This window comes from Pseudoxanthomonas suwonensis (genome assembly GCF_000972865.1).
GTDB lineage: Bacteria > Pseudomonadota > Gammaproteobacteria > Xanthomonadales > Xanthomonadaceae > Pseudoxanthomonas > Pseudoxanthomonas suwonensis_B.
Window position 1 is genome coordinate 812258 of record NZ_CP011144.1, and the last position, 22155, is coordinate 834412.

A 22155-nucleotide genomic window follows, 5' to 3' on the forward strand; every position below is an offset into this window, starting at 1 on the left:
CCTGCTCCGGCCGGAACGGAATGCAACGGAGCCACTTGCCCGCCGATGTCCGAGAACCGTCTCTACCAATCCGTCGCCGCCGAGATCCTTGCCCTGATCGAATCGGGCGAATTCCCGCCGGGTTCGCGCCTGCCCGGCGAGCGCGATCTGGCCGAGCGGCTGGGCGTCAGCCGGGTGACGATCCGCGAGGCGGAGATCGCCCTGGAAGCCCAGGGCCGGATCGCCATCAAGACCGGTTCGGGCGTCTATGTCCGCCCGCGTCCGGTCAATTCGCTGGGAACGCTTCCCGACGTCACCGCCTTCGACCTGACCGCCGCCCGCGCGGTGATCGAAGCCGAGGCGGCGGCCCTGGCGGCCGGCCGCATCACCGACGCGGAAGTCGAGGAACTGGAGGAACTGGTCCGGGCGATGTCCGATCCCGGCGCCACCGACCAGGAAGCCAACGAATCCGACCGCCGCTTCCATCTGACGATCGCCCGCATCACCGGCAATCCGGTGATCGAATACTGCGTGCATCTGATCTGGCGGATGCGCAACGAACTGCCGGGCGTGCGCCAGGCCTATGCCCGGATCTGCCACGACGACTGGAGTTCCCGTGCCGAGGAGCATGCCGCGATCCTGGCGGCGCTGAAGGTGCGCGACTCGGCCGCGGCGCGCAATGCGATGCGCGACCATTTCCACCGCCTGTTCGAGTCCATGCTCGAAGCCAGCGAGAGCGAAGCGCTGGAGGAAGTGCGCAGGCGCACCGAACAGAACCGCGAACGGTTCCTGGCCACGACGCGGATATGACGGCAGCGCCGCGGCGCGGGTGCCCGCCGCCTCCCGTCCGGCATGCGCAAGGCCGCCAGGCGGCCAAGGCCGGTATGGATGCGCTGCTTCACCAATGACAAGGGCGCCATCCGGCGCCCTTGTTTCGTCCTGCGTGGATCGGGCCCCAGGGCCTACATTCCGTAGCTCAGGGTCAGGACCACGCGGTCGTTGGCGAGTTCGCCGAAGTTGACCGTGCCGTCGTTGTCGGTGCCGACGTAGCCGAGCTTGGCGCTGAAGTTGCCCCAGGCCTTGCTGATGCTCACGCCCCAGTCGGTGTAGTCGCGGGCCACGCTGCTATCGAACAGGCTCTTGCCGACATTGAGGTCGAGCGTGAAATCCGCCGGCAGCCCGAAGCTGGTCGAGGCGCCGAAATACCAGCCGTCCTCGCCCGACGCCCAGACATCGTTGGTGTAGGTGGCGGTCAGGCCGACCGTGCCGCCGAACGTCAGGGTGGTGTACAGCTCGTTGAAGGCCAGGTCGCTGCCGTTGCCGCCGAGGTAGTTGTAGCGGTTGAGCATGACGTCGAGGTTGACGAACTCGTCGCCGAGGTCGGTGTTGTAGCCGATGAAGGTGTCCAGCTCCACGTCCGGGCCGCCATCGCCGAAGTCGACGTTGGAACCCCAGGCGCCGGCATAGAACCCGGACGACGCAGTCCAGGTGAAGCCGGCCTGCAGCGCCGGCCCCTCGTCGGTCTGGGACGCGCCGCGGAACACGTAATCAGACGTGGCATCGATCGACCAGGAGAACGGTGAGCCTTCCTCGTCCTGGGCGAATGCGGCGAACGGGAGGGCGGACAGCGCGAGCACGGCAGCAAGCCTGAGTGTGGCAGTTTTCATCCGGAGTTCTCCTGGGTGGGGGCGAGCGTCGGTTCGCCTCGCGCCGCGTCCCGCCTCCCTCTCGCCAGCGGATGGCGTAGCGGAAGCGTAACCGTCGACTCACGAGTTCTTAACCGCGAATCGATAGTGCTGCCGCCAAAATCGGCCCGTCAAGCGGATTGGGACCGATTTGGCGAAATTCCCGGGAACCCCTGTTTTTTGGCACCACCGCGGGGCACCTTGCACCACCGCGAGGCACGACTCGCACAATCGATGGGCATAGGTACCCCAGCCACTCCTTCACCGGTTGAACCGGGAAGGGGCTCAAGCCGAGGGGAACGCTCCATAGCGCGCCGGTATCAGGTTGACCCGGCTGCCCGGCGGATGCGCATCCTGGGCTTCCACCGGCAGTTCCAGCTCGACTTCCGCGTGCTCCTCACCGTGCAGGCGCGCACGCACGCGCAGGCGCGGGCCGCTGCGCTGGCTGCCCACCACGGTGGCCTCCCAGCCGCCCTCGCCCACCCGCAGGTCCTCCGGGCGCACGTACAGGTCCAGCTCGCCCTCGCCGGGCGTGGTCGCCGACGCCGGCAGGGCCAGCCCTGCGACCTCGATGCGGTCGCCGCTGCGCCGGCCGCGCAGCCGGTTGACCGCACCGACGAAGGAATAGACGAACGGCGTGGCCGGCCGGTCGTAGGCCTCCGCCGGGGTGGCCAGCTGCTCGATGCGGCCGCCGTTGAGGATGGCCACCCGGTCGGCCAGTTCCAGCGCCTCCTCCTGGTCGTGGGTGACGAACACGGTGGTCAGTCCGGTCTGCTCGTGCAGCTGCCGCAGCCAGCCGCGCAGGTCGCGCCGCACCTGCGCGTCGAGCGCGCCGAACGGCTCGTCCAGCAGCAGCACCCGCGGCTCGATCGCCAGCGCGCGCGCCAGCGCCACGCGCTGGCGCTGGCCGCCCGACAGCTGCGACGGGTAGCGCCCGCCCAGCCCCTGCAGCTGCACCAGCGACAGCAGCTCCTCCACCCGCGCGGCGATCTTCGCCGCCGGCCAGCGGTCACGGCGGCGACGCACCTTAAGGCCGAAGGCGATGTTGTCGGCCACGGTCAGGTGCCGGAACAGCGCGTAGTGCTGGAACACGAAGCCGACCCGGCGTTCCTGCACGCTCAGCTGCGAGGCGTCCTCGCTGCCGAACAGCACGCGCCCGCGCTCGGCGTGCTCCAGCCCGGCGATGATCCGCAGCAGCGTGGTCTTGCCCGAGCCGGACGGCCCGAGCAGCGCCAGCAGCTCGCCCTCGCGGATATCCAGGTTGATGTCGTCCAGCGCGGCGAAGGCGCCGAAACGCTTGTCCAGGTGTTCGATCCTGATGCCCATGGCGGTTCCTCAGTGACGGCGGTTGGCGGCCAGCGATTCGCCGTGGCGCCACTCCAGGTAGGTCTTGATCACCAGCGTGACCAGCGCGGTCAGCGCCAGCAGCGAAGCCGCGGCGAACGCGGCGCTGTAGGCGTACTCGTTGTAGAGGATCTCCACGTGCAGTGGCAGCGTGTTGGTGCGGCCGCGGATGTGGCCCGACACCACCGACACCGCGCCGAACTCGCCCATCGCCCGCGCCCCGCACAGCAGCACGCCGTACAGCAGCGCCCAGCGGATGTTGGGCAGGGTCACCCGCCAGAACGTCTGCCAGCCGCCGGCGCCCAGGCTCAGCGCGGCCAGCTCCTCGTCGGTGCCCTGCTGTTCCATCAGCGGCATCAGTTCGCGGGCGATGAACGGGAAGGTCACGAAGATCGTCGCCAGGACAATGCCCGGCAGCGCGAAGATGACCTTCGGCAGCTGCAGGTGCACTTCGCCCCACAGCGGCAGGCTGAAGCGCACGCCCTCGTCGATCAGCGGGAAGGCCCAGCCGTGCGCGCTGAAGATCAGGATGAACACCAGGCCCGCCACCACCGGCGAGACCGCGAACGGCAGGTCGATCAGGCTGACCAGCCAGCGCTTGCCGGGGAACTCGTGCTTGCTCACCGCCCAGGCCGCGGCGATGCCGAACACCAGGTTCAGCGGCACCACTATCGCGGTGACCAGCAGGGTCAGCCTCACCGCCGCCAGTGCGTCCGGCTCGCGGATCGCGGCCCAGAACGCACCCACGCCGCCGCGCAGCGCCTCGGTGAACACCAGGATCAGCGGCAGCAGCAGGAACGAGAGCAGGAACGCCAATGCCGCCAGGATCAGCAGCACCTGGACCCAGCGCGGCTCGGTGGTCGGCGATGCCGGCCTGGCGTGACTGCGGGCGGGGACGGACTCCACGACCGGCTCCAGTGCGTCGACGGCGAGGACGGCCGACAATCTATCACCCATCTCAACCTCCTCCCCGCCGCTCGCCGCGCGCCAGGCGCGACTGCAGGGTGTTGATGAGCAGCAGCAGGGCGAACGACAGCAGCAGCATCGCCGCCGCGATCGCGGTGGCGCCTGCGTAGTCGAACTCCTCCAGCTTGATCGTGATCAGCAGCGGCGCGATCTCCGACACGTGCGGGATGTTGCCGGCGATGAAGATCACCGAGCCGTACTCGCCCACGCCGCGGGCGAAGGCCAGGGCGAAGCCGGCCAGCACCGCCGGCCACAGCGTCGGCAGCACCACCTGCCATACCGTCGACCAGCGGCCGGCACCGAGCGTGGCCGCCGCCTCCTCCAGCTCGTGCTCCACTTCCGCCAGCACCGGCTGCACCACCCTCACCACGAACGGCAGGCCGATGAACACCAGCGCCACGGTGATGCCCAGCGGCGTGTACGCCACCTTGATTCCCGCCGCCTCCAGCCACTGTCCCAGCCAGCCGTTGGGACCGTACAGCGCGGTCAGGGCGATGCCGGCCACCGCGGTGGGCAGGGCGAACGGCAGGTCGATCATCGCGTCGAACAGGCGCCGGCCCGGGAACCGGTAGCGCACGAACACCCAGGCCACCAGCGTGCCCATCACCGCGTTGAACAAGGCCGCCGCCAGCGCGGTGCCGAAGCTGATCTTCAACGCCGCCAGCACCCGCGGCTCGGTCCAGATCCGCCACAGCTCCGCCCAGCCGAGCTGGGCCGAATACACGAACACGCCCACCAGCGGGATCAGCACGATCAGGCTCAGCCAGGCCATGGTGTAGCCCAGGCTCAGGCCGAACCCGGGCACCACCCGCCGCCTGCGCCCACGCGCGGCCACGCCGCCCGCAGGCGGCGTGGGTCCGGTGGAATGTTCGATCGCCGTGCTGTTCATCGTCATCGCGCCGAATAGATCCGGTCGAACACACCGCCGTCGGCGAAGTGCTTCTTCTGCGCCTCCGGCCAACTGCCGAAAGCCTCGTCGACCAGGAAGGCGTTGAGCTTGGGGAACGTCGCAGCATGCCGCTGCAGTACCCCGGCGTCGACCGGGCGCAGGTAGTTCCTGGCGAAGATCTCCTGGCCGGCCGGCGCATAGTGGAACTGCAGGTAGGCATTGGCCAGCGCCGTATTGCCGTGCTTGGCGGCGACCTTGTCCACCACCGCGACCGGGTTGTCGGCGCGCACGGTCAGCGACGGCACCACCACCTCGTAGTCGGCCGCGCCCAGTTCGGCGCGCAGCAGGGCGATCTCGTTCTCGAAGGTCAGCAGCACGTCGCCGATGCCGCGCTGGACGAAGCTGGTGGTCGCGCCGCGGCCGCCGGTGTCCAGCACCGGCACGTTGGCGAACAGCTTGCGCACATAGGCCTCGCCCGCCGCATCGTCGCCACCGGCCGCACGCTTGGCCCATTCCCAGCCGGCCAGGTAGCTGTAGCGGCCGTTGCCCGAGGTCTTGGGGTTGGGCAGGATCACCGCCACCCCCGGACGTACCAGGTCGCCCCAGTCGCGGATCTGCTTCGGGTTGCCCTTGCGCACCAGGAACAGGATCGCCGACCAGGACGGCGCGCTGCCATTGGGCAGGCGCGCCGACCAGTTCTCCGGCAGCAGCCCGGCCTTGGCGATCTGGTCGATGTCCAGCGGATTGTTCATGGTGACCACGTCGGCCTCCAGGCCGTCGATCACCGCGCGCGCCTGCTTGCTAGAGCCGCCGTGCGACTGGTTGATGCTCACCGTCTTGCCGGTCTGCGCCTTGTGCTGCGCGACGAAGGCCGGGTTGAGGTCGCGGTAGACGTCGCGGGCGACGTCGTAGGAGGCGTTCAGCAGCTCGCCTTCGGCGGCGCCGGCGCCCCCTGCCGCCAGTGCCAGCCCCAGCAACACCGTCCGCCACAGGTTCTTGCCCGATCGTGCCATCTGCCTTCTCCTTGCCCTGGGACGCGCGGTCACTTCTTCGCCTGGATCTGGTCGAATATCCCGCCGTCGGCGAAGTGCGTCTTCTGCGCCTGCGCCCAGGAGCCGAACACGTCGTTGAGCTTCACCAGTTCCACCTTGGGGAAGCGGGCGATGTCGGCCGGATCGGCGTGCTCGGGATGCTGCGGGCGGTAGTAGTGCTTGGCCGCCAGGCGCTGGCCGGCGGGCGAGTACAGGTAGTCCAGGTAGGCCTGGGCGACTTCGCGGGTGCCGTGCTTGTCCACGTTCTTGTCGACCAGGGTCACCGGCGGCTCGGCCAGGATCGACAGCGAGGGCACGATGATGTCGAACTTGTCCGGGCCCAGTTCCTCGATCGACAGGAACGCCTCGTTCTCCCAGGCCAGCAGCACGTCGCCGATGCCGCGCTGGGCGAAGGTGGTGGTCGAGCCGCGCGCGCCGGTGTCCAGCACCGGCACGTTGCGGAACAGCGCGGTCACGAAGTTGCGGGTCTTCTCCTCGTCGCCCTTGAAGATCTTCAGGCCGTAGGCCCAGGCAGCCAGGTAGTTCCAGCGCGCGCCGCCGGAGGTCTTCGGGTTGGGCGTGATCACCGAGACGCCCGGCTTCACCAGGTCGTGCCAGTCGCGGATGTTCTTCGGGTTGCCCTTGCGCACCAGGAACACGATGGTCGAGGTGTACGGCGAGCTGTTGTTGGGCAGGCGCTGCTGCCAGTTGGCCGGGAACAGCTTGGCGCGCGCGGCGACTTCGTCGATGTCGTAGGCCAGCGCCAGGGTGAGCACGTCGGCCTCCAGGCCGTCGATCACCGCGCGCGCCTGCTTGGCGGCGCCGCCGTGCGAGGTCTCGATGGTCACCTTCTGGCCCTTGGTCTTCTGCCAGTGCTCGGCGAAGGCGGCGTTGTACTCGCGGTACAGCTCGCGGGTCGGGTCGTAGGACACGTTGAGCAGCTTGGCGTCCTTGGCCGTCGCGCCCATCGCCACGACCAGGCCGAAAGCGGCGGCCGCCAGGCGGAGCGCGAACCTGCGGGGGTTGTCGGTCTTCATGTGCATGTCTCCGGGTCGTCGTGGGATCGGGTCAGAACGCGGCCTGCAGGCGGGTGAACACAGCCTTCTCGCTCGCGCGGTCGGCACCGGCGACGGCACCGCCGTTGAAGTCGGTCTGCAGGTAGTTCAGTACCAGCTTGAGGTTGCTGTTGAGGTACCAGTTCACGCCCACGGTCCAGCCGCTGGCGTCGCGCACGGCCACCGCCGGGTCGGCGAACAGCGGGAACGCGTCGTTGTCGACGTCCAGCTCACCGTAGCGTCCAACCAGTTCGAACGCACCCCAGCCGCCATCGGGCTTGAACGGCTTGGCCGGCCTCACGCCGCGGTAGCCGGCCTCCTCGCCGGTCAGCACCCAGCTGGCGGTGGCCTGCCAGGCGGTGTTGCTCAGTTCGGCGCGGTTCGCGCCCACAGTCAGTTCCTGACGCGACTCGATGTACTCGGCCTGGAGCCCGAACGGGCCGCGGTAAAGGTAACCCTGCGGCGAGATCCGGGTGTGCTGGCCGGCCGCGGCGACCGCCGCGCGGTAGTTGAAGATCTGCTGCTGGCCCTGGCTGCGGTAGCGCGGCAGGAAGTTGTTGCCCACGCCTTCCTTGTCGCCGATGCTGCCGCCGACGCCGATGCCGATGCCCTTGACCGGCTCGAAGAACAGGCGTGCGGCGAACTCGAACTTGTCGTCGGGATTGGTGGTGGCGGTATCGCGGCCGTCCGGGGTGCCGTTGTAGATGCCCACGGTGTAGTTGAGCTTGCCTTCCACGATGTCGCCCTGCGCCTGCACGCCGATGTCGCGGTTGGGCGCCAGTTCGGTCGGGAAGGCGCGCTCGATCAGGGCGATGGCATTGCCCGACTGCAGGCGCTCCAGGCCCACCGGTCCCTTCACCTTGCCGGCGCGGATGGTGAAGGCCGGGTTGAACTTCAGGTCGATGTAGGCGTCCACGATCGTGGCGCTGTCGCCGGCGAACTCCGGGGTCAGGCGGTAGCCGACCAGCTTGCCCAGCGAACCTTCGAAGGTGGGGCGCAGGCGCCGCAGCAGGAAGGTGTCGTTGGGAGCGTTGTCGCCACTGAAGAAGCGCCCGTCGCCCTGGACCAGGCCGCGGAACTTGAACTCGTACTGGCCGTCGCCGGACTTGATCGAGGTGCCGCTCGCTCCGGCGACGACCACCGGCGCCTCCTTGGCCTTGGCCTGGCGCGCCTCTTCCTGCAGTTCAAGGTTGCGCTCCAGCGAGCGCAGGCGCTGGTCGAGCGTGGCCAAGTCCAGCGGCTGGCCGTCCGCCGTGGTCGCCGCGGTGCCGCCGTAGCGCTGCTCGAGCGCCTCCAGCCGGCGCTGCAGTTCCTCCACGGTGGGCTTGCCTTGCGCGAACACCGGCGCAGCCAGCGAACAGGCCAGCGCCCCGGTCAGCCAGATTCCCGGCCTCCCGCCGGCACCACGCCCTTCATTGCGTCGCTGCTGCATTGATGCGTCCCCTGCGTCATGGCCGGATGGCCGGTGCGGAGATAGTCCCTATTCAGTTTGTGCACGGGAAATGAATAAGGACGCGCCCCATATAGCCGATAAGCATGAGCCAGCGACCACTTCCGTGGCACGGGTAAAATGCCGCTTTTCCCGTGCCCGAAAAGGATTCGAGCCATGTCCGAAGCCGCCCTCGCCCGCTATGCCGCCCAGCTCGAGGGCCTGCGCGAGCAGGGCCTGTTCAAGGCCGAACGGATCATCACCAGCCCGCAGTCGGCCGAGATCGAGCTGGCCGACGGGCGCAAGGTGCTGAACTTCTGCGCCAACAACTACCTGGGCCTGGCCGACCACCCGGACGTGATCGCCGCGGCCAAGGCCGCGCTGGACAGCCACGGCTTCGGCATGGCCTCGGTGCGCTTCATCTGCGGCACCCAGGACCTGCACAAGCAGCTGGAGCGGACCATCGCCGAGTTCTTCGGCACCCAGGACACGATCCTGTACGCGGCCTGCTTCGACGCCAACGGCGGCCTGTTCGAGCCGCTGCTGGACGAGAACGACGCGATCGTCTCCGACGCGCTCAACCACGCCTCGATCATCGACGGCGTGCGCCTGTGCAAGGCCAAGCGCTACCGCTACGCCAACTGCGACATGGCCGGCCTGGAGCAGCAGCTGCAGCAGGCCCGCGCCGATGGCGCACGCACGATCCTGGTCACCACCGACGGGGTGTTCTCGATGGACGGCTTCATCGCCCCACTGGACCAGATCACCGCGCTGGCCAGGAAGTACGACGCGCTGGTCCACATCGACGAATGCCACGCCACCGGCTTCCTCGGGGCGGCCGGCCGCGGCTCGGCCGAGGTCAAGGGGGTGATGGATAGGATCGACATCTTCACCGGCACCCTCGGCAAGGCGATGGGCGGCGCACTGGGCGGCTTCACCACCGCGCGCGCCGAGGTGATCGAACTGCTGCGGCAGCGCTCGCGCCCGTACCTGTTCTCCAACTCGCTGCCGCCGCACGTGGTCGCCGCCGGGACCAGGGCCTTCGAGATGCTGGCCTCGGCCGGCGAACTGCGCACGCGCCTGCAGGAGAACACCACCTACTTCCGCGAGCGCATGACCGCCGCCGGCTTCGACCTCAAGCCGGGCACCCACCCGATCTGCCCGGTGATGCTGTACGACGCGCCGCTGGCGCAGCAGTTCGCCCAGCGCCTGCTCGAGGAAGGCATCTACGCGATCGGCTTCTTCTTCCCGGTGGTGCCGCAGGGCCAGGCGCGGATCCGCACCCAGATGAGCGCGGCGCACACCCGCGAGCACCTGGACCGCGCAATCGACGCCTTCACCCGGATCGGCCGCGAACTGGGCGTGGTCTCCGCCTGAGGCCCGGCCCCGGCCGTGCGCCGGGACCGCGGCGGATCAGTCGCGCTGGCGCTTGCCGGCGGCCGCCTTGCCGTCGTCGCGCTTCGACGCCGGACCGCCCTTGGCGATGCTCAGGCCGTGGGCCTTCATCCAGGCGTCGAAGTCGTCCGCGCTCATCCGCTTGCCGTGCTGGGTCATGTCGAAACGGTAGGCGAGCGGGCCCTGGCCGTGGACCGCGATGACCTCCTCGGCCTCGGCCCTGGCCGCGTTCGCGTGCTGCTTGCCCGCGCATGCGGCCAGCAGCAGGACTGCGGCCGGCAGCAACAACAGATGGAGCGGTCGCGTGATCCGGGACATGCGGCACCCTCGCGGCGGTCGTTGCCGCAGTCTAGGCATGCGCCGCGGCGACAAACCGTGGCCCAGCGCATGTTTACCGCACCCGGTTCATCGCCCTGCCGCGGATCCGGAGGCCGGCGCCAGCGCGTCGCGCTCGGCGTCGTCCAGCGCGCGCCACTGGCCCTTGCCGAGCGCGCCGAGGGCCAGGCCGCCGATCGCAACGCGCACCAGCCGCAGCACGCCGACGTCCAGCGCGGCCAGCAGGCGCCGGATCTGCCGGTTGCGTCCCTCGTCCAGCACGATCTCCAGCCAGGCGTTGCGCGCGCCGCTGCGCAGCACCGCCACGGATTTCGCGCGCAGGCGCTCGCCGCCGTCGACCACGCCCTCGCGCAACGACGCCAGCAGGGCCTCGTCGGGCACCCGGTCGACCTGCACGTGGTAGGTCTTGTCCGGCCCGCTGGCCGGATCCAGAATCGCCGCCGCCCATTGCGGGTCGTTGCTGAACAACAGCAAGCCCTCGCTGGCCTTGTCGAGGCGGCCGACCGGCGCCAGCCACGGCAGGCCCGCATCTTCCAGGCAGCGGTAGACGGTGTCGCGACCCTGTTCGTCGCGCGCGGTGGTGACCAGCCCGCGCGGCTTGTTGAGCATCAGGTAATGGCGCGCCGGCGGCGGCACGTCAATACCGTCGACGCTGACCCGGCGCATGCCATCGTGCAGCGGATATTCCGGATCGCGGACGATGAGGCCATCGACCCGCACGCGCCCATCGCGTATCCAGGTGGCGGCTTCGGTGCGTGAGCAGAGCCCGGCCTTCGACAGCACCCGCGCCAGGCCATGCCGGGGCACCGGCGCGCGCGCCGTACCGGTGCGGGTCGATGCAGCGGCTGGACGGGAAGATTTCCCGCCCATCGGCGGCCTGCTCAGTCCTGGGCCGGCGGCGTGGCCGGAGCGGCGGCGGCCGGCTGGGCGGTGACCGGCTTGCCCTGCGACACGCGGATGCCGCGCGCCTTCATCCAGGCGTCGAACTCGTCGGCGGTCATGCGCTTGCCGTTCTGGGTCATGTCGAAGCGCCAGGGCGTGTTGTCGAACTCGGTCTTGGGCTGGTAGGCGGCCGGATCGTTCGGATTGGCCGCGGCCGGCGCGGCCGGCAGCGCCTTGGCGACGTTGCGGCAGCCCTCTATGCGCAACCGCAGCAGGACGCGGTCCAGCGACTGGGCGACGTCGACCACCGGCGCCAGCACGCCGCTGGGCATGCCCAGCTGGGAGGTGCGCGAGCCCAGTTCCATCGCGACCGGTGCGGCGACCGTGGCCGGAAGCGGCAATGGCGCCTGGATCAGCGGACCGGAGCAGTTGGCAGCGGCGATCGCGGCAGCCGGGACATAGGCCAGGCCGAACAGGCCGGCGGCGACGAAAGCGCGCATGGTGGTACTCCCACGGATGGTCGCAGCGAGTGTAGGCAGCACCACCCGGCGATTCAAGGACGCAGCGCGCGGAAAAGCGCCGCGCGCGTTCCGGATCCGGGAAAAAACAAGGCCCGGCATGCGCCGGGCCTTGTGGTGTTGCCGCTTGGCGTCCGGATCAGTTCTGGACGTTCAGCTCGGTACGGCGGTTGCGCTCGTTCTTGCAGCCCGGCAGCGTCTGCGGGGTCGGCTCCAGCGGACGGCTCTCGCCGTAACCGACCGGACCGAGCAGGCGCGACGACTGGATGCCATTGCTGGTCAGGTAGTCGTACACCGCCTTGGCGCGACGCTCCGACAGCTTCTGGTTGTAGTCGTCCGGACCGCACAGGTCGGTGTGGCCGGCCACTTCGACCGTCAGCTGCGGATAGCGGCGCAGGATCTCGCTGGCTTCGGCCAGGATGGTCAGCGCATCCGGACGCAGGACCGACTTGTCGAAGTCGAAGTTCACGCCCTTCAGGTCGATCGACACCGGCACCGGGCAGCCGTCCGGACCGACGATCGTGCCGGCCGGGGTGTTGGGGCAGCGGTCGTCGCAGTTGTTGACGCCGTCGCCGTCGTCGTCCAGATCCGCGCAGCTCGGGGCGACCGGAGCCGGCGCGACCGGAGCGGCCGGCGGCGGACCCAGCGGGATCACCAGGCCGATCGAGGCGAGGACGTCGCCGAACCAGTCTTCGCTCGGCGCGTTGACGCTGCGGCTGTCGAAGTCGGCGCGATAGGCGACCTCTGCACGCACGGCGACGCGGCTGTCGAAGGTGGTCTGCAGGCCGAGACCGACCTTGGCAGCCAGGTTGCCGTCCTCACGCTGCTGCGGCGAGTTCGGGTTCGGGAACGCATCCCACTCTTCCTCGGACTGCTGGTAGCCGACGCCGAACAGGAAGTACGGGTTGTACTCGCGGCCTTCCGACAGCCAGAAGCGGCGGAAGTCGACCGAGATGCCGTACTGGCTCCAGTTCAGGTGGCGGTTGCTGGTCAGACCGGGGTTCTGGTAGTTCAGCTCGCCGTCGATTGCCCAGTTCGGGCTGACGAACTTGCCCAGGCCCAGGGCAGCGAACGGCACGTCCTGGGTACCGCGGGCGCTGTCTTGGAAGTTGAAGCCCGCCGAACCAGTCAGGTACCAGCGGTCATCGAACTCCTGCGCGGAAGCAGCCTGCGCTACGGCGAGGCCGCCGAGCAGTGCAGCGGTCAGAAGTTTCTTGTTCATCTCATCTAGCTCCTTGCTGATTCGGGGGTGAAGAAACCGTGTTGCCTCAGGTACAACAGATGCCCACTCAAAACCGATGTTTCCGGCGGACATCCCTGACGGCCGTTCTACACGTCGTCCCGCGGAAGCCTAGGCGGGAACAGGTGAAGACGGTGTTAACAGTACCATAACATGTGAAAACCGTCGAACACGTCCCACTTTTGCCCATTCCGACGGGCTCCGCAAGCAGCAATTTTCGTTTCCTGCGCCAATCCGTGCGCGACGCGAACCGGCGGCGGGGCCCGGGGCCCGGCCCGCTGCATACTGGCGGACAGGCCCACGGGAGGATCGTATGAAAGCCGTTGCCTTGACCCGCTACCTGCCCATCGACGATCCCGAGTCGCTGCTGGACGTGCAACTGCCGCGTCCGCAGCCCGGCCCGCGCGACCTGCTGGTGCGGATCGAGGCGGTGTCGGTCAACCCGGTCGACACCAAGCTGCGCGCCCCAGGGCCGCAGCCGGAAGCACAACCGCGGGTGCTGGGCTTCGACGCCGCCGGCGTGGTCGAGGCGGTCGGCGCGGAGGTGGTGCTGTTCCAGCCGGGCGACGAGGTCTATTACGCCGGCGACGTCACCCGCCCCGGCTGCAACGCGCAATACCAACTGGTCGACGAACGCCTGGCCGCGCCCAAGCCGACCACGCTCGACTTCGCCGAGGCCGCGGCGTTGCCGCTGACTACGATCACCGCCTGGGAACTGCTGTTCGAGCGGATGCCCTACGACTTCGACGCCGAGGACAACGGCCGCAGCCTGCTGGTCGTCGGCGGCGCCGGCGGCGTCGGTTCGATCGCCATCCAGCTGGCGCGGCGCGCCGGCTTCCGGGTGGTCGCCACCGCCTCGCGTGCCGAGAGCACCGACTGGTGCCGCCGGCTGGGCGCGCACGAGGTGATCGACCACCGCCAGCCGCTGGCGCCGCAGCTGCGGGCGCTGGGCCTGGAAAGCGTCGACGCGGCGATCAACCTGGCCGACACCGACCGCTACTGGGACCCACTCGGCGAATTGCTGGCGCCGCAGGGCCACGTCGGCCTGATCGTCGAACCGTCAGGCCCGCTGCGGATCGGCGACCCGTACAAGGCCAAGTGCATTGGCATCCACTGGGAGTTCATGTTCGCGCGGTCGCGCTTCCGCACCGCCGACATGGACCGCCAGCACCGGATCCTGGCCCGGGCCGGCAGCCTGGTGGAAGCCGGCGAGCTGCGGACCACGCTGACCGAGGTGCTGGGTCCGATCAACGCCGCCAACCTGCGCGAGGCGCACCGGCGCCTGGAGTCCGGCCGCTCCATCGGCAAGCTGGCGCTGGCGGGCTGGGACTAGCCGGCAGAGGCCAGCCCCGCCGCCGCAACGCTTGCCGTCGTCGGGATTTGGCGGGAGGATGCCCATTCCGTACGCCAGCGTATCCCCAAGATGACGGCAGCCGCCCCAGCCACCGACACGCCCTACCCGCACCTGTTCGCGCCGCTGGACCTGGGCTTCACCACCCTGCGCAACCGGGTGCTGATGGGCTCGATGCACACCGGCCTGGAGGACCGCGCCCGCGACTTCCCGAAGCTGGCCGCCTACTTCGCCGAGCGCGCCGCCGGCGGCGCCGGGCTGATCGTCACCGGCGGCTTTTCCCCGAACCTGGTCGGCTGGCTCAAGCCCTTCGGCGGCAAGCTGTCCTGGCCGTGGGAGGTGGCGCCGCACCGGCAGGTCACCCGCGCGGTGCACGAGCACGGCGCGAAGATCTGCCTGCAGCTGCTGCACGCCGGCCGCTACGGCTACCACCCGCTGTCGGTGGCGCCGTCGAAGCTCAAGGCGCCGATCAACCCGTTTACCCCGCGCGCGCTGTCGGCGCGCGGCGTCGAGCGCCAGATCGCCGCCTTCGCCGCCGCCGCCGCCCGCGCCCGCGACGCCGGCTACGACGGCGTCGAGGTGATGGGCTCGGAGGGCTACCTGATCAACCAGTTCACCGCGCCACGCAGCAACCGCCGCGACGACGCCTGGGGCGGCAGCGCCGAAAAGCGCATGCGCTTCGCGGTGGAGATCGTCCGCCGCGTGCGCGAGGCCTGCGGCCCGGACTTCATCCTGGTCTACCGGCTCTCGCTGCTGGACCTGGTCGAGGACGGCAACGCCTGGGACGAGATCGTGTCCCAGGCCAGGGCGGTGGAGGCGGCCGGCGCGACCCTCATCAACTCCGGCATCGGCTGGCACGAGGCGCGGGTGCCGACCATCGCCACCTCGGTACCACGCGGCGCCTTCGCCGGGATCACCGCGCGGCTGAAGCCGCACGTGTCGCTGCCGCTGGTGGCGGTGAACCGGATCAACATGCCCGACGTGGCCGAGGCGATCCTCGCCGGCGGCCAGGCCGACATGGTCTCGCTGGCGCGGCCGCTGCTGGCCGATCCGGAGTGGGCGAACAAGGCCCGCACGGGCCGCACGCACACCATCAACACCTGCATCGCCTGCAACCAGGCCTGCCTGGACCACGTGTTCGAGAACAAGGTCGCCAGCTGCCTGGTCAATCCGCGCGCGGCAGCCGAAACCGAGCTCGAGTACCTGTCGACCACTGCGCCGAAGCGGATCGCGGTGGTCGGCGCCGGCCCGGCCGGGCTGGCCTGCGCCACCGTGGCCGCGCAGTGCGGCCACCGGGTGACCCTGTTCGATGCGGCCGCCGAGGTCGGCGGCCAGTTCAACCTGGCCAAGCGCATCCCGGGCAAGGAGGAATTCCACGAGACCCTGCGCTACTTCCGGCACCGGCTCGAGGAAACCGGCGTGGACCTGCGCCTGGGCACGCGGGTGGGAGCGGAACAGTTGGCCGGCTACGACGAGATCGTGCTGGCCACCGGCATCGTGCCGCGCCGGGTGGACTTCCCGGGCGCCGACCACCCGATGGTCGCCAGCTATGTCGACGTGCTGACCGGGCGGGTCGCGGCCGCCGGCCGGGTCGCGATCGTCGGCGCCGGCGGCATCGGTTTCGACGTGGCCGAGTTCCTGGTCCAGGAGGGTCCGTCGCCCAGCCTGGATCCGGTCCGCTGGCGCGCCGAATGGGGCGTGGACCTGGAAGGCGACGGCCGCGGCGGCCTGGCCGTGCCCCGACCGGAACCGGCGGCGCGCGAGGTCTGGCTGCTGCAGCGCAGCCCCGGCCGGCCCGGAGCCCGGCTGGGCAAGACCACCGGCTGGATCCACCGCGCCACGCTCAAGGCCAAGGGCGTGAAGATGCTCGGCGGGGTCGAGTACCTGGGCGTGGACGACGACGGCCTGCGGATCCGGATCGACGGCGCCGAGCAGCGGCTGCCGGTCGCCACCGTGGTGGTCTGCGCCGGCCAGGAACCGCAGCGCGAGCTGCAGGCCGTCCTCCAGGCCGCGGGCGTGGACGTCCCCGTGCACGTGATCGGCGGCGCGGACGTGGCCGCCGAACTGGACGCCAAGCGCGCGATCGCGCAGGGCAGCCGGTTGGCGGCCGGCCTCTGAGGCTGACGACTTAGAGAGTGAACGGCGAACACGAGTGCCGGCTCCCGCAGGGTGCCGCGCCGTTTGCGGATTTGGCAGAGGCGCCGGCTTCGCAGAGGGCGGCCGTGCCGTGAAAGCAAAAGCACGAGCGTCGGCTCCGGAGGGGGCGCCGTGCCGTGAAAGCACAAGCGTCGGCTTCGGAGGGGGCCGCCGTGCCCAGGGGGTCTGGCGCATCGCTCCGCTGCGGCGTCCTGCCTCCGAGTCGCGACCGCAGCACATCCCTGTGCTGCTTGCGCCAGACCCCCTGGGCACGACGGCCTCGGGAGCTTTGGGGGCGTGGCTTCGATCGGAGGAGCAACGGCAATGCCCCCCTCCCCGACCCTCCCAGACGGCACTGCCTTCTGTAGGAGCGGGCATGACCGCGACACGGGCGTCGGAATCACGGGGGCGTCGCCTGGGCCGACGGCGTCGGGTTGCGGTCATGCCCGCTCCTACAAAAAGGCCGTGCGCTGCTCATCGCCTGTGAACGGAGCTACGACCTGGACGCTCCCGAAGACGTGGCGGGCCGGGGGTATTGCGGCAGTGGCCATGGATGGCCACGTCGGCGAGTCGGCACACGGATGTGCCGCCGAGACAACCGCAATACCGCGCCCCACGAACCTCACCCGTTGCGAGAAGGTCCGGGCCGTCGCCACGGCCACGCCAAAACAGGAGGCTGGCGGCCTTGGCTTTGCCTGCCGCGGCTCAGACCGAAGCCGACCACAATCGGCGCTTCTGCAGCTGCAGTGCCGTTGCGCGGCTCAGCCAACAAACCGGGACCTCGAGCGGGCGGCGCCAAGGCAATCCGCCCTACGGCCACCCGAAGGCCGATCAAATACCTGAATAGGAAGGGAAAGTTGCCGCCCGTCACGGTTTCACACCCCGTGCCAGCGCCACCTGTCAAGCGGCCGCGTTCAGTTTCGGTTGGGAAACGTGCACCTATCTTGCGCGCCACTTCCCCGGCCCGCCCATTCCTGGCGGGTCCCGCCGGCTCACCAGATTCGCCGGCAACCCGGGCGGCCCCCGGACACAACGGCCGCCTCCCCATGACGCCCCGTGGCGCCACCGCCTCGCCCTTCCCGGGACGACGCGATGCGCCGCGCAGACGGAGCAAGGAGTAAGAAGATGAAACTGGCATGGATCCTCTGGCTGTCGCAGCTTCTGCCGCAGCCGGCCGCCGACTCGCTGTGCCTCAGCACCACCGTGTACCTGGAAGCCCGCGACCAGAGCCTGCGCGGCCAGGAAGCCGTCGCCGAGGTGGCCCTGCGCCGCCTGGACAGCGGCCTGTGGGGCGACTCGATGTGCGACGTGGTCACCGCGCGCAAGCAGTTCGCGCCGACCATCGTCTCGCCCAACACCCAGCTGGCCAACATGAAGGCCTGGGACCGTTCGGTCGACGTGGCCCTGCGCGCCGAGCGCAACTGGGCCCTGCCGGTCGGCCAGCGCCGGGAGATCGTGCCCGGGGCCAGCCATTTCGCCGCCCATGCCATCGCCAGCCCGAGCTGGAGCAACTCCTACCAGGTGGCGACCATCGGCGACCACACCTTCTATCGGGTGCAGCGGCTCAAACCCCGTACCTGAGCGGCGCGGAAGCCGGGCCGCCGCGACGGTCCGGCGCGCCCCGGACACGCATGGCCAAAGGCGGGCCCGCGACAATCGCGGGCCCGTTTCTCTTTCCCGTGGAGGCCCCACGAATGGCGGCCGCCACGGCCGGCCGCCGCACCGGTCAGGCCGGCACCTGCAGCGTCCGCTCCCAGTCCGACGCGAAGCTCCCGCCCTTGGCCTTGGCCAGGGCGTCGAGCAGTTCCGGCAGCAGCGCCTGCAGGCTGTCCGCATCGGCGCAGCGCTCCACTTTCAGCTGCATGAAATAGCCGCGCAGGCCCAGGTGGGCGCGCACCGCATCGCTCATCCGCTCGTAGAGATAGAGGTACTGGGCCGAGCGCTTCGCCAGCGCCGGCTCCGGCGCGGCAGCCGGTATCGATGCCGCCACCGGAGCCGGTGCGGCCGGCGTCGCGGGGGCCCTCGGCGCAAGCGCGTCCATCAGCCCGGCCGCGTCGAAGCCGGTCGGCACAGCCTCGATCAGGCCTTCGGCCAGCAGCATCTCCAGCGCGTCGTCCGGCGCCCGCATCCCGGCCATCACCTCGCGCAGCTGGGCCAGCGAGCGCTGGCCGTCCACCATCAGCAGCACGGTGCGCAGCGGCGGCGCCAGCCGCCGCGCGCGGTCACGTATCTCGTCGCGTCCCGCATTGGTCTTGCGGTAGATCCCATCGCGCATCGCTCCCCCCAGGCATCAGCGCTTTCATCAGGTTGTCACCCGCGCCGGTCGATCGGGACGAACTCCAGGTTCTCCGGACCGGTGTAGTTGGCGCTGGGCCGGATGATCTTGCCATCAATCCGCTGCTCGATCACGTGGGCGCTCCAGCCCGATGTGCGGGCGATCACGAAAAGCGGGGTGAACATGGCGGTGGGCACGCCCATCATGTGGTAGCTGACCGCGCTGAACCAGTCCAGGTTGGGGAACATCTTCTTGATGTCCCACATCACCGTCTCCAGCCGCTCGGCGATGTCGTACATCTTCAGGCTCGACTGCTCGGCCGACAGGTCACGGGCCACCTGCTTGATCACCTGGTTGCGCGGGTCGCCGACGGTGTAGACCGGGTGGCCGAAGCCGATCACCACTTCCTTGCGCTCCACCCGTGCCTTGATATCGGCCTCGGCCTCGTCCGGGGTGTCGTAGCGCTTCTGCACCTCGAAGGCGACCTCGTTGGCGCCGCCGTGCTTGGGCCCGCGCAGCGCGCCGATCGCGCCGGCGATGCAGCTGTGCATGTCGCTGCCGGTACCGGCGATCACCCGCGCGGTGAAGGTGGAGGCGTTGAACTCGTGCTCGGCGTAGAGGATCAGCGAGGTGTGCATCGCCCGCACCCACGACTCGCGCGGCGGCTCGCCGTGCAGCAGGTGCAGGAAGTGGCCGCCGATGGAGTCGTCGTCGGTTTCCACGTCGATCGCGCGGCCGTTGTGGCTCCAGTGGTACCAGTACAGCAGCATCGAGCCGAGGCAAGCCATCAGCTTGTCGGCGATGTCGCGCGCGCCGGGATGGTTGTGGTCGTCCTTCTCCGGCGAGACGCAGCCCAGCACCGATACGCCGGTGCGCATCACGTCCATCGGGTGCGCCGAGGGCGGCAGTTCCTCCAGCGCGGCCTTGACCGCGGCCGGGATGCCGCGCAGCGACTTGAGCTTGGCCTTGTAGCCGCGCAACTCGGCGACCGTCGGCAGCTTGCCGTGCACCAGCAGGTAGGCGATCTCCTCGAACTCGCTGGTGGTGGCCAGGTCGAGGATGTCGTACCCGCGGTAGTGCAGGTCGTTGCCGCTGCGACCGACGGTGCACAGCGCGGTGTTGCCGGCGGCGGTGCCCGACAGGGCGACGGACTTCTTCGGCTTGAAGCCGGGGGTGGGCGTGGTTTCGCTCATGGTGCCTTTCCTTCCTCGTGGAGCGGGGGCTGCCCCGCCGCTTCGTTCGTTTCCGCGCCGGATCGGGCGGCGTCCGGCGGGCCGGGCGCCGCGGGTGCGGTCAGTCCTTCTTCGAGAACAGCGCGTCGAGCTTGTCCTCGTAGGCGTGGTAGCCCAGGAAGTCGTACAGCTCGGCGCGCGTCTGCAGGGTATCGACGATGTTCCTCTGCGTGCCCTCGCGGCGCACGGTCTCGTAGAAATGCAGCGCCGCCTTGTTCATCGCCCGGTAGGCGCCGCAGCAGTACAGCGCGATGTCCACGCCGGCCCCGCGCAGTTCGTCGGTGGTGAAGAAGGGGGTGGAGCCGAATTCGGTCAGGTTGGCGAGGATCGGCACCTTCACCGCGTCCTTGAACCGGCGGTAGTCGTCCAGGGTCTTCATCGCTTCCGGGAAGATCATGTCGGCGCCGGCCTCGACGTAGGCCACGGCGCGGTCGATCGCGCCGTCGATGCCTTCCACCGCGGCAGCGTCGGTGCGGGCCATGATCACGAAGCCCGGATCGGTGCGCGCATCCACCGCGACCTTGACCCGGTCCACCATCTCTTCCCGCGACACCACTTCCTTGCCCGGGCGGTGGCCGCAGCGCTTCTGCCCGACCTGGTCCTCCAGGTGCACCGCCGCCACGCCGACGCGCTCGAACGAGCGGATGGTGCGGGCGATGTTGAACGCGCCGCCCCAGCCGGTATCGATGTCCACCAGCAGCGGCAGTCCGGTCGCATCGACGATCCGGCGGGCGTCGGTGAGGACGTCCTCCATCGTGCTGATGCCCAGGTCGGGGATGCCCAGCGAGTTGGCGGCCACGCCGCCGCCGGACAGGTACAGCGCCTTGTAGCCGACGCGCCTGGCCATCAGCCCGGCGTAGGCGGTGATGGCGCCCATCACCTGCAGCGGCGATTCGGCGGCCAGCGCGGCGCGGAACCTTGCTCCCGAAGAAGCGGGGGCGCCTGCGGATGCGTTGCTCATTCGACGTACTCCTCGTGGGCCCGGCGCGCACATCCCGGAGGGAGAGGCCGCCGCGATAGAGGTGCGCGGATGGTACGCCCCTCGACGGGCGCCAATCTGGCACCATCCCACCCATTGATCAATCTTGATCAATTCGATCAATCTATCGCCATGAGCGACGACCTGCTGTCCGCCCGCGAGACCTGCCAGCTGCTCGGCATCAGCCAGGCCACGCTGTACGCGTATGTCAGCCGCGGGCTGCTGGAGTCGCGCCCCGGCAGGGACCACCGCAGCCGCCTGTACCTGCGCCAGGACGTCGAACGCCTGGCCCAGCGCAAGCGCCTGGGCCGCGGGCCGGCCCGCGGTGCGGCGCAGAGCCTGGACCGCGGCCTGCCGGTGCTGGAGACGCGGATCTCGCTGATCCGGCCCGACGGCCCCTACTACCGCGGCCGCTCGGCGGTGGCCGCGGCGCAGGCGGGTGCCACCCTGGAGGACATCGCCCGCCTGCTGTGGGACTGCGGCAGCCAGGACCCGTTCGCCGATCCGCCCGGCGACTGGCCGGCGCGGGTGGCGCCGCTGGCCTGCGACGCCGAACTGCCGCCGCTGAGCCGGGCGATGGCCGCGATCCCGCTGCTGGCCCTGCACGTGCCCCACTCCTTCCAGGCCGACCAGCCCACCCGCCGCGCGGTCGCCGCCACCCTGCTGCGCCAGAACGCGGCGCTGCTGGTCGCGCGGCGCCCGGCCGGCCCGGTCCACCACCTGCTCGGCGAGGCGTGGCGCCCGGGCGATGCCGGCTTCGCGGAACTGGTGCGCGCGGCGCTGGTGCTGTGCGCGGACCACGAGCTCAACGTCTCGGCCTTCGCCGCGCGCGTGGTCGCCTCCACCGGAGCGCACCTGCACGCCACGGTCTGCGCGGGCCTGGCCGCACTGTCCGGCCCGCGCCACGGCGGCGCCACCGCGCGGGCGTACGCGCTGGTCGAGGACGCGCGCGGCTCGCGCGACATCGGCCGCTTCATCGCCACCCGCTGGCAGCGCGGCGAGGACTTGCCCGGCTTCGGCCACGCGCTGTATCCCGACGGCGATCCGCGCGCGGCGACGCTGCTGGCGATGCTGCGCGCCACCCCGGTCGACGCCGACGCGATGCGGCTGCTCGAGGCGGTGATCGCCGCCGCCGAATCGGCCTCCGGCCGGCGCCCGAACGTGGACTTCATGCTCGCGGCGATCTGCCTGGCCCATGGCCTGCCGGCCACCCCCGCCGTGTCGATGTTCGCCGCCGGCCGCCTCGCCGGCTGGCTGGCGCACGCGCTGGAACAGCAGGCGCTGGGTCGCCTGATCCGCCCGCGCGCCAGCTACACCGGCCTGCAACCGGAAGCCGACGCCGACGTCGCCCATGACTGAGCGGGAAGGCGCTCGGCCCGTCGCGCGGCTTTGACTTCCCCGCGTACAGGAACCACGCTGCCCGGCACCCGATT

At 70.2% G+C, this 22155-nt stretch carries 20 protein-coding genes; 6 read left to right on the top strand and 14 right to left on the bottom strand.

Features of this window, described 5'->3' with window-relative positions; all coding sequences use genetic code 11:
• Window positions 1-45: 45 nt before the first annotated feature.
• Window positions 46-789, top strand: coding sequence for a FadR/GntR family transcriptional regulator (locus WQ53_RS03475; protein ID WP_052630451.1), 744 nt, complete (start codon window positions 46-48; stop codon window positions 787-789).
• A gap of 152 nt (window positions 790-941) precedes the next feature.
• On the opposite strand, the gene WQ53_RS03480 is transcribed toward WQ53_RS03475, so the two are convergent.
• The 7 genes from WQ53_RS03480 to WQ53_RS03510 all read right to left on the bottom strand — a co-directional run bounded on the left by WQ53_RS03480 (window position 942) and on the right by WQ53_RS03510 (window position 8381).
• Complete coding sequence (locus tag WQ53_RS03480; protein ID WP_052630453.1) at window positions 942-1646, bottom strand: TorF family putative porin; 705 nt, start codon at window positions 1644-1646, stop codon at window positions 942-944.
• Between the two features lie 303 nt (window positions 1647-1949).
• A complete protein-coding gene (locus WQ53_RS03485) occupies window positions 1950-2990 on the bottom strand; it encodes a sulfate/molybdate ABC transporter ATP-binding protein (protein WP_052630455.1) in 1041 nt (346 codons plus the stop codon).
• Between the two features lie 9 nt (window positions 2991-2999).
• Window positions 3000-3965 carry a sulfate ABC transporter permease subunit CysW gene (gene cysW / locus WQ53_RS03490; protein ID WP_052630457.1) on the bottom strand — a complete coding sequence of 322 codons (966 nt, stop codon included), beginning with the start codon at window positions 3963-3965 and terminating at the stop codon, window positions 3000-3002.
• Window position 3966: 1 nt separating this feature from the next.
• Window positions 3967-4863, bottom strand: a complete 897-nt coding sequence (cysT, locus tag WQ53_RS03495; protein WP_082112826.1) for a sulfate ABC transporter permease subunit CysT — start codon at window positions 4861-4863, stop codon at window positions 3967-3969.
• A 2-nt stretch (window positions 4864-4865) separates the two neighbouring features.
• The gene (locus tag WQ53_RS03500; RefSeq protein WP_052630460.1) at window positions 4866-5876 is read right to left on the bottom strand and encodes a sulfate ABC transporter substrate-binding protein; all 1011 of its coding nucleotides are present in this window, start codon (window positions 5874-5876) and stop codon (window positions 4866-4868) included.
• 29 nt (window positions 5877-5905) lie between these two features.
• Window positions 5906-6931 (bottom strand): sulfate ABC transporter substrate-binding protein, encoded by a 1026-nt coding sequence (locus tag WQ53_RS03505; protein WP_052633906.1) that lies wholly within the window; start codon window positions 6929-6931, stop codon window positions 5906-5908.
• A gap of 31 nt (window positions 6932-6962) precedes the next feature.
• Window positions 6963-8381: an OprO/OprP family phosphate-selective porin gene (locus WQ53_RS03510; RefSeq protein WP_052630462.1), complete on the bottom strand. Its 1419-nt coding sequence runs from the start codon at window positions 8379-8381 to the stop codon at window positions 6963-6965.
• Window positions 8382-8555: 174 nt separating this feature from the next.
• Here WQ53_RS03510 and kbl point away from each other — a divergent pair, with 174 nt between their 5' ends.
• Window positions 8556-9755 (top strand): glycine C-acetyltransferase, encoded by a 1200-nt coding sequence (gene kbl / locus WQ53_RS03515; RefSeq protein WP_052630464.1) that lies wholly within the window; start codon window positions 8556-8558, stop codon window positions 9753-9755.
• Between the two features lie 36 nt (window positions 9756-9791).
• Here kbl and WQ53_RS03520 read toward each other — a convergent pair whose 3' ends face one another.
• The 4 genes from WQ53_RS03520 to WQ53_RS03535 all read right to left on the bottom strand — a co-directional run bounded on the left by WQ53_RS03520 (window position 9792) and on the right by WQ53_RS03535 (window position 12731).
• Complete coding sequence (locus WQ53_RS03520; protein ID WP_052630466.1) at window positions 9792-10091, bottom strand: hypothetical protein; 300 nt, start codon at window positions 10089-10091, stop codon at window positions 9792-9794.
• 87 nt (window positions 10092-10178) lie between these two features.
• Window positions 10179-10979 (bottom strand): pseudouridine synthase, encoded by an 801-nt coding sequence (locus WQ53_RS03525; protein ID WP_052630468.1) that lies wholly within the window; start codon window positions 10977-10979, stop codon window positions 10179-10181.
• Between the two features lie 11 nt (window positions 10980-10990).
• Window positions 10991-11491: a hypothetical protein gene (locus WQ53_RS03530; protein WP_052630470.1), complete on the bottom strand. Its 501-nt coding sequence runs from the start codon at window positions 11489-11491 to the stop codon at window positions 10991-10993.
• Window positions 11492-11648: 157 nt separating this feature from the next.
• A complete protein-coding gene (locus WQ53_RS03535) occupies window positions 11649-12731 on the bottom strand; it encodes an OmpA family protein (protein WP_052630472.1) in 1083 nt (360 codons plus the stop codon).
• A gap of 331 nt (window positions 12732-13062) precedes the next feature.
• Between WQ53_RS03535 and WQ53_RS03540 the strand changes: the two genes are divergently transcribed.
• The 3 genes from WQ53_RS03540 (at window position 13063) to WQ53_RS03550 (ending at window position 17817) form a co-directional block, all read left to right on the top strand.
• Window positions 13063-14082, top strand: a complete 1020-nt coding sequence (locus WQ53_RS03540) for a zinc-binding alcohol dehydrogenase family protein (protein WP_052630475.1) — start codon at window positions 13063-13065, stop codon at window positions 14080-14082.
• Window positions 14083-14172: 90 nt separating this feature from the next.
• Entirely contained in the window at window positions 14173-16218 is a 2046-nt protein-coding gene (locus tag WQ53_RS03545; RefSeq protein ID WP_052630477.1) for an NADPH-dependent 2,4-dienoyl-CoA reductase, read from the top strand.
• 1143 nt (window positions 16219-17361) lie between these two features.
• Window positions 17362-17817 (top strand): cell wall hydrolase, encoded by a 456-nt coding sequence (locus WQ53_RS03550; RefSeq protein ID WP_052630479.1) that lies wholly within the window; start codon window positions 17362-17364, stop codon window positions 17815-17817.
• Between the two features lie 145 nt (window positions 17818-17962).
• Here WQ53_RS03550 and WQ53_RS03555 read toward each other — a convergent pair whose 3' ends face one another.
• The 3 genes from WQ53_RS03555 to prpB all read right to left on the bottom strand — a co-directional run bounded on the left by WQ53_RS03555 (window position 17963) and on the right by prpB (window position 20704).
• The gene (locus tag WQ53_RS03555) at window positions 17963-18511 is read right to left on the bottom strand and encodes a hypothetical protein (protein ID WP_052630481.1); all 549 of its coding nucleotides are present in this window, start codon (window positions 18509-18511) and stop codon (window positions 17963-17965) included.
• 35 nt (window positions 18512-18546) lie between these two features.
• Window positions 18547-19704 (bottom strand): bifunctional 2-methylcitrate synthase/citrate synthase, encoded by a 1158-nt coding sequence (prpC, locus tag WQ53_RS03560; RefSeq protein ID WP_052630483.1) that lies wholly within the window; start codon window positions 19702-19704, stop codon window positions 18547-18549.
• Between the two features lie 100 nt (window positions 19705-19804).
• Window positions 19805-20704 carry a methylisocitrate lyase gene (prpB, locus tag WQ53_RS03565; protein ID WP_052630485.1) on the bottom strand — a complete coding sequence of 300 codons (900 nt, stop codon included), beginning with the start codon at window positions 20702-20704 and terminating at the stop codon, window positions 19805-19807.
• Window positions 20705-20854: 150 nt separating this feature from the next.
• On the opposite strand from prpB, the gene WQ53_RS03570 reads away from it, so the two are divergent.
• Window positions 20855-22081 (top strand): citrate synthase family protein, encoded by a 1227-nt coding sequence (locus tag WQ53_RS03570; protein ID WP_236685899.1) that lies wholly within the window; start codon window positions 20855-20857, stop codon window positions 22079-22081.
• The last annotated feature ends 74 nt before the right edge of the window (window positions 22082-22155 follow it).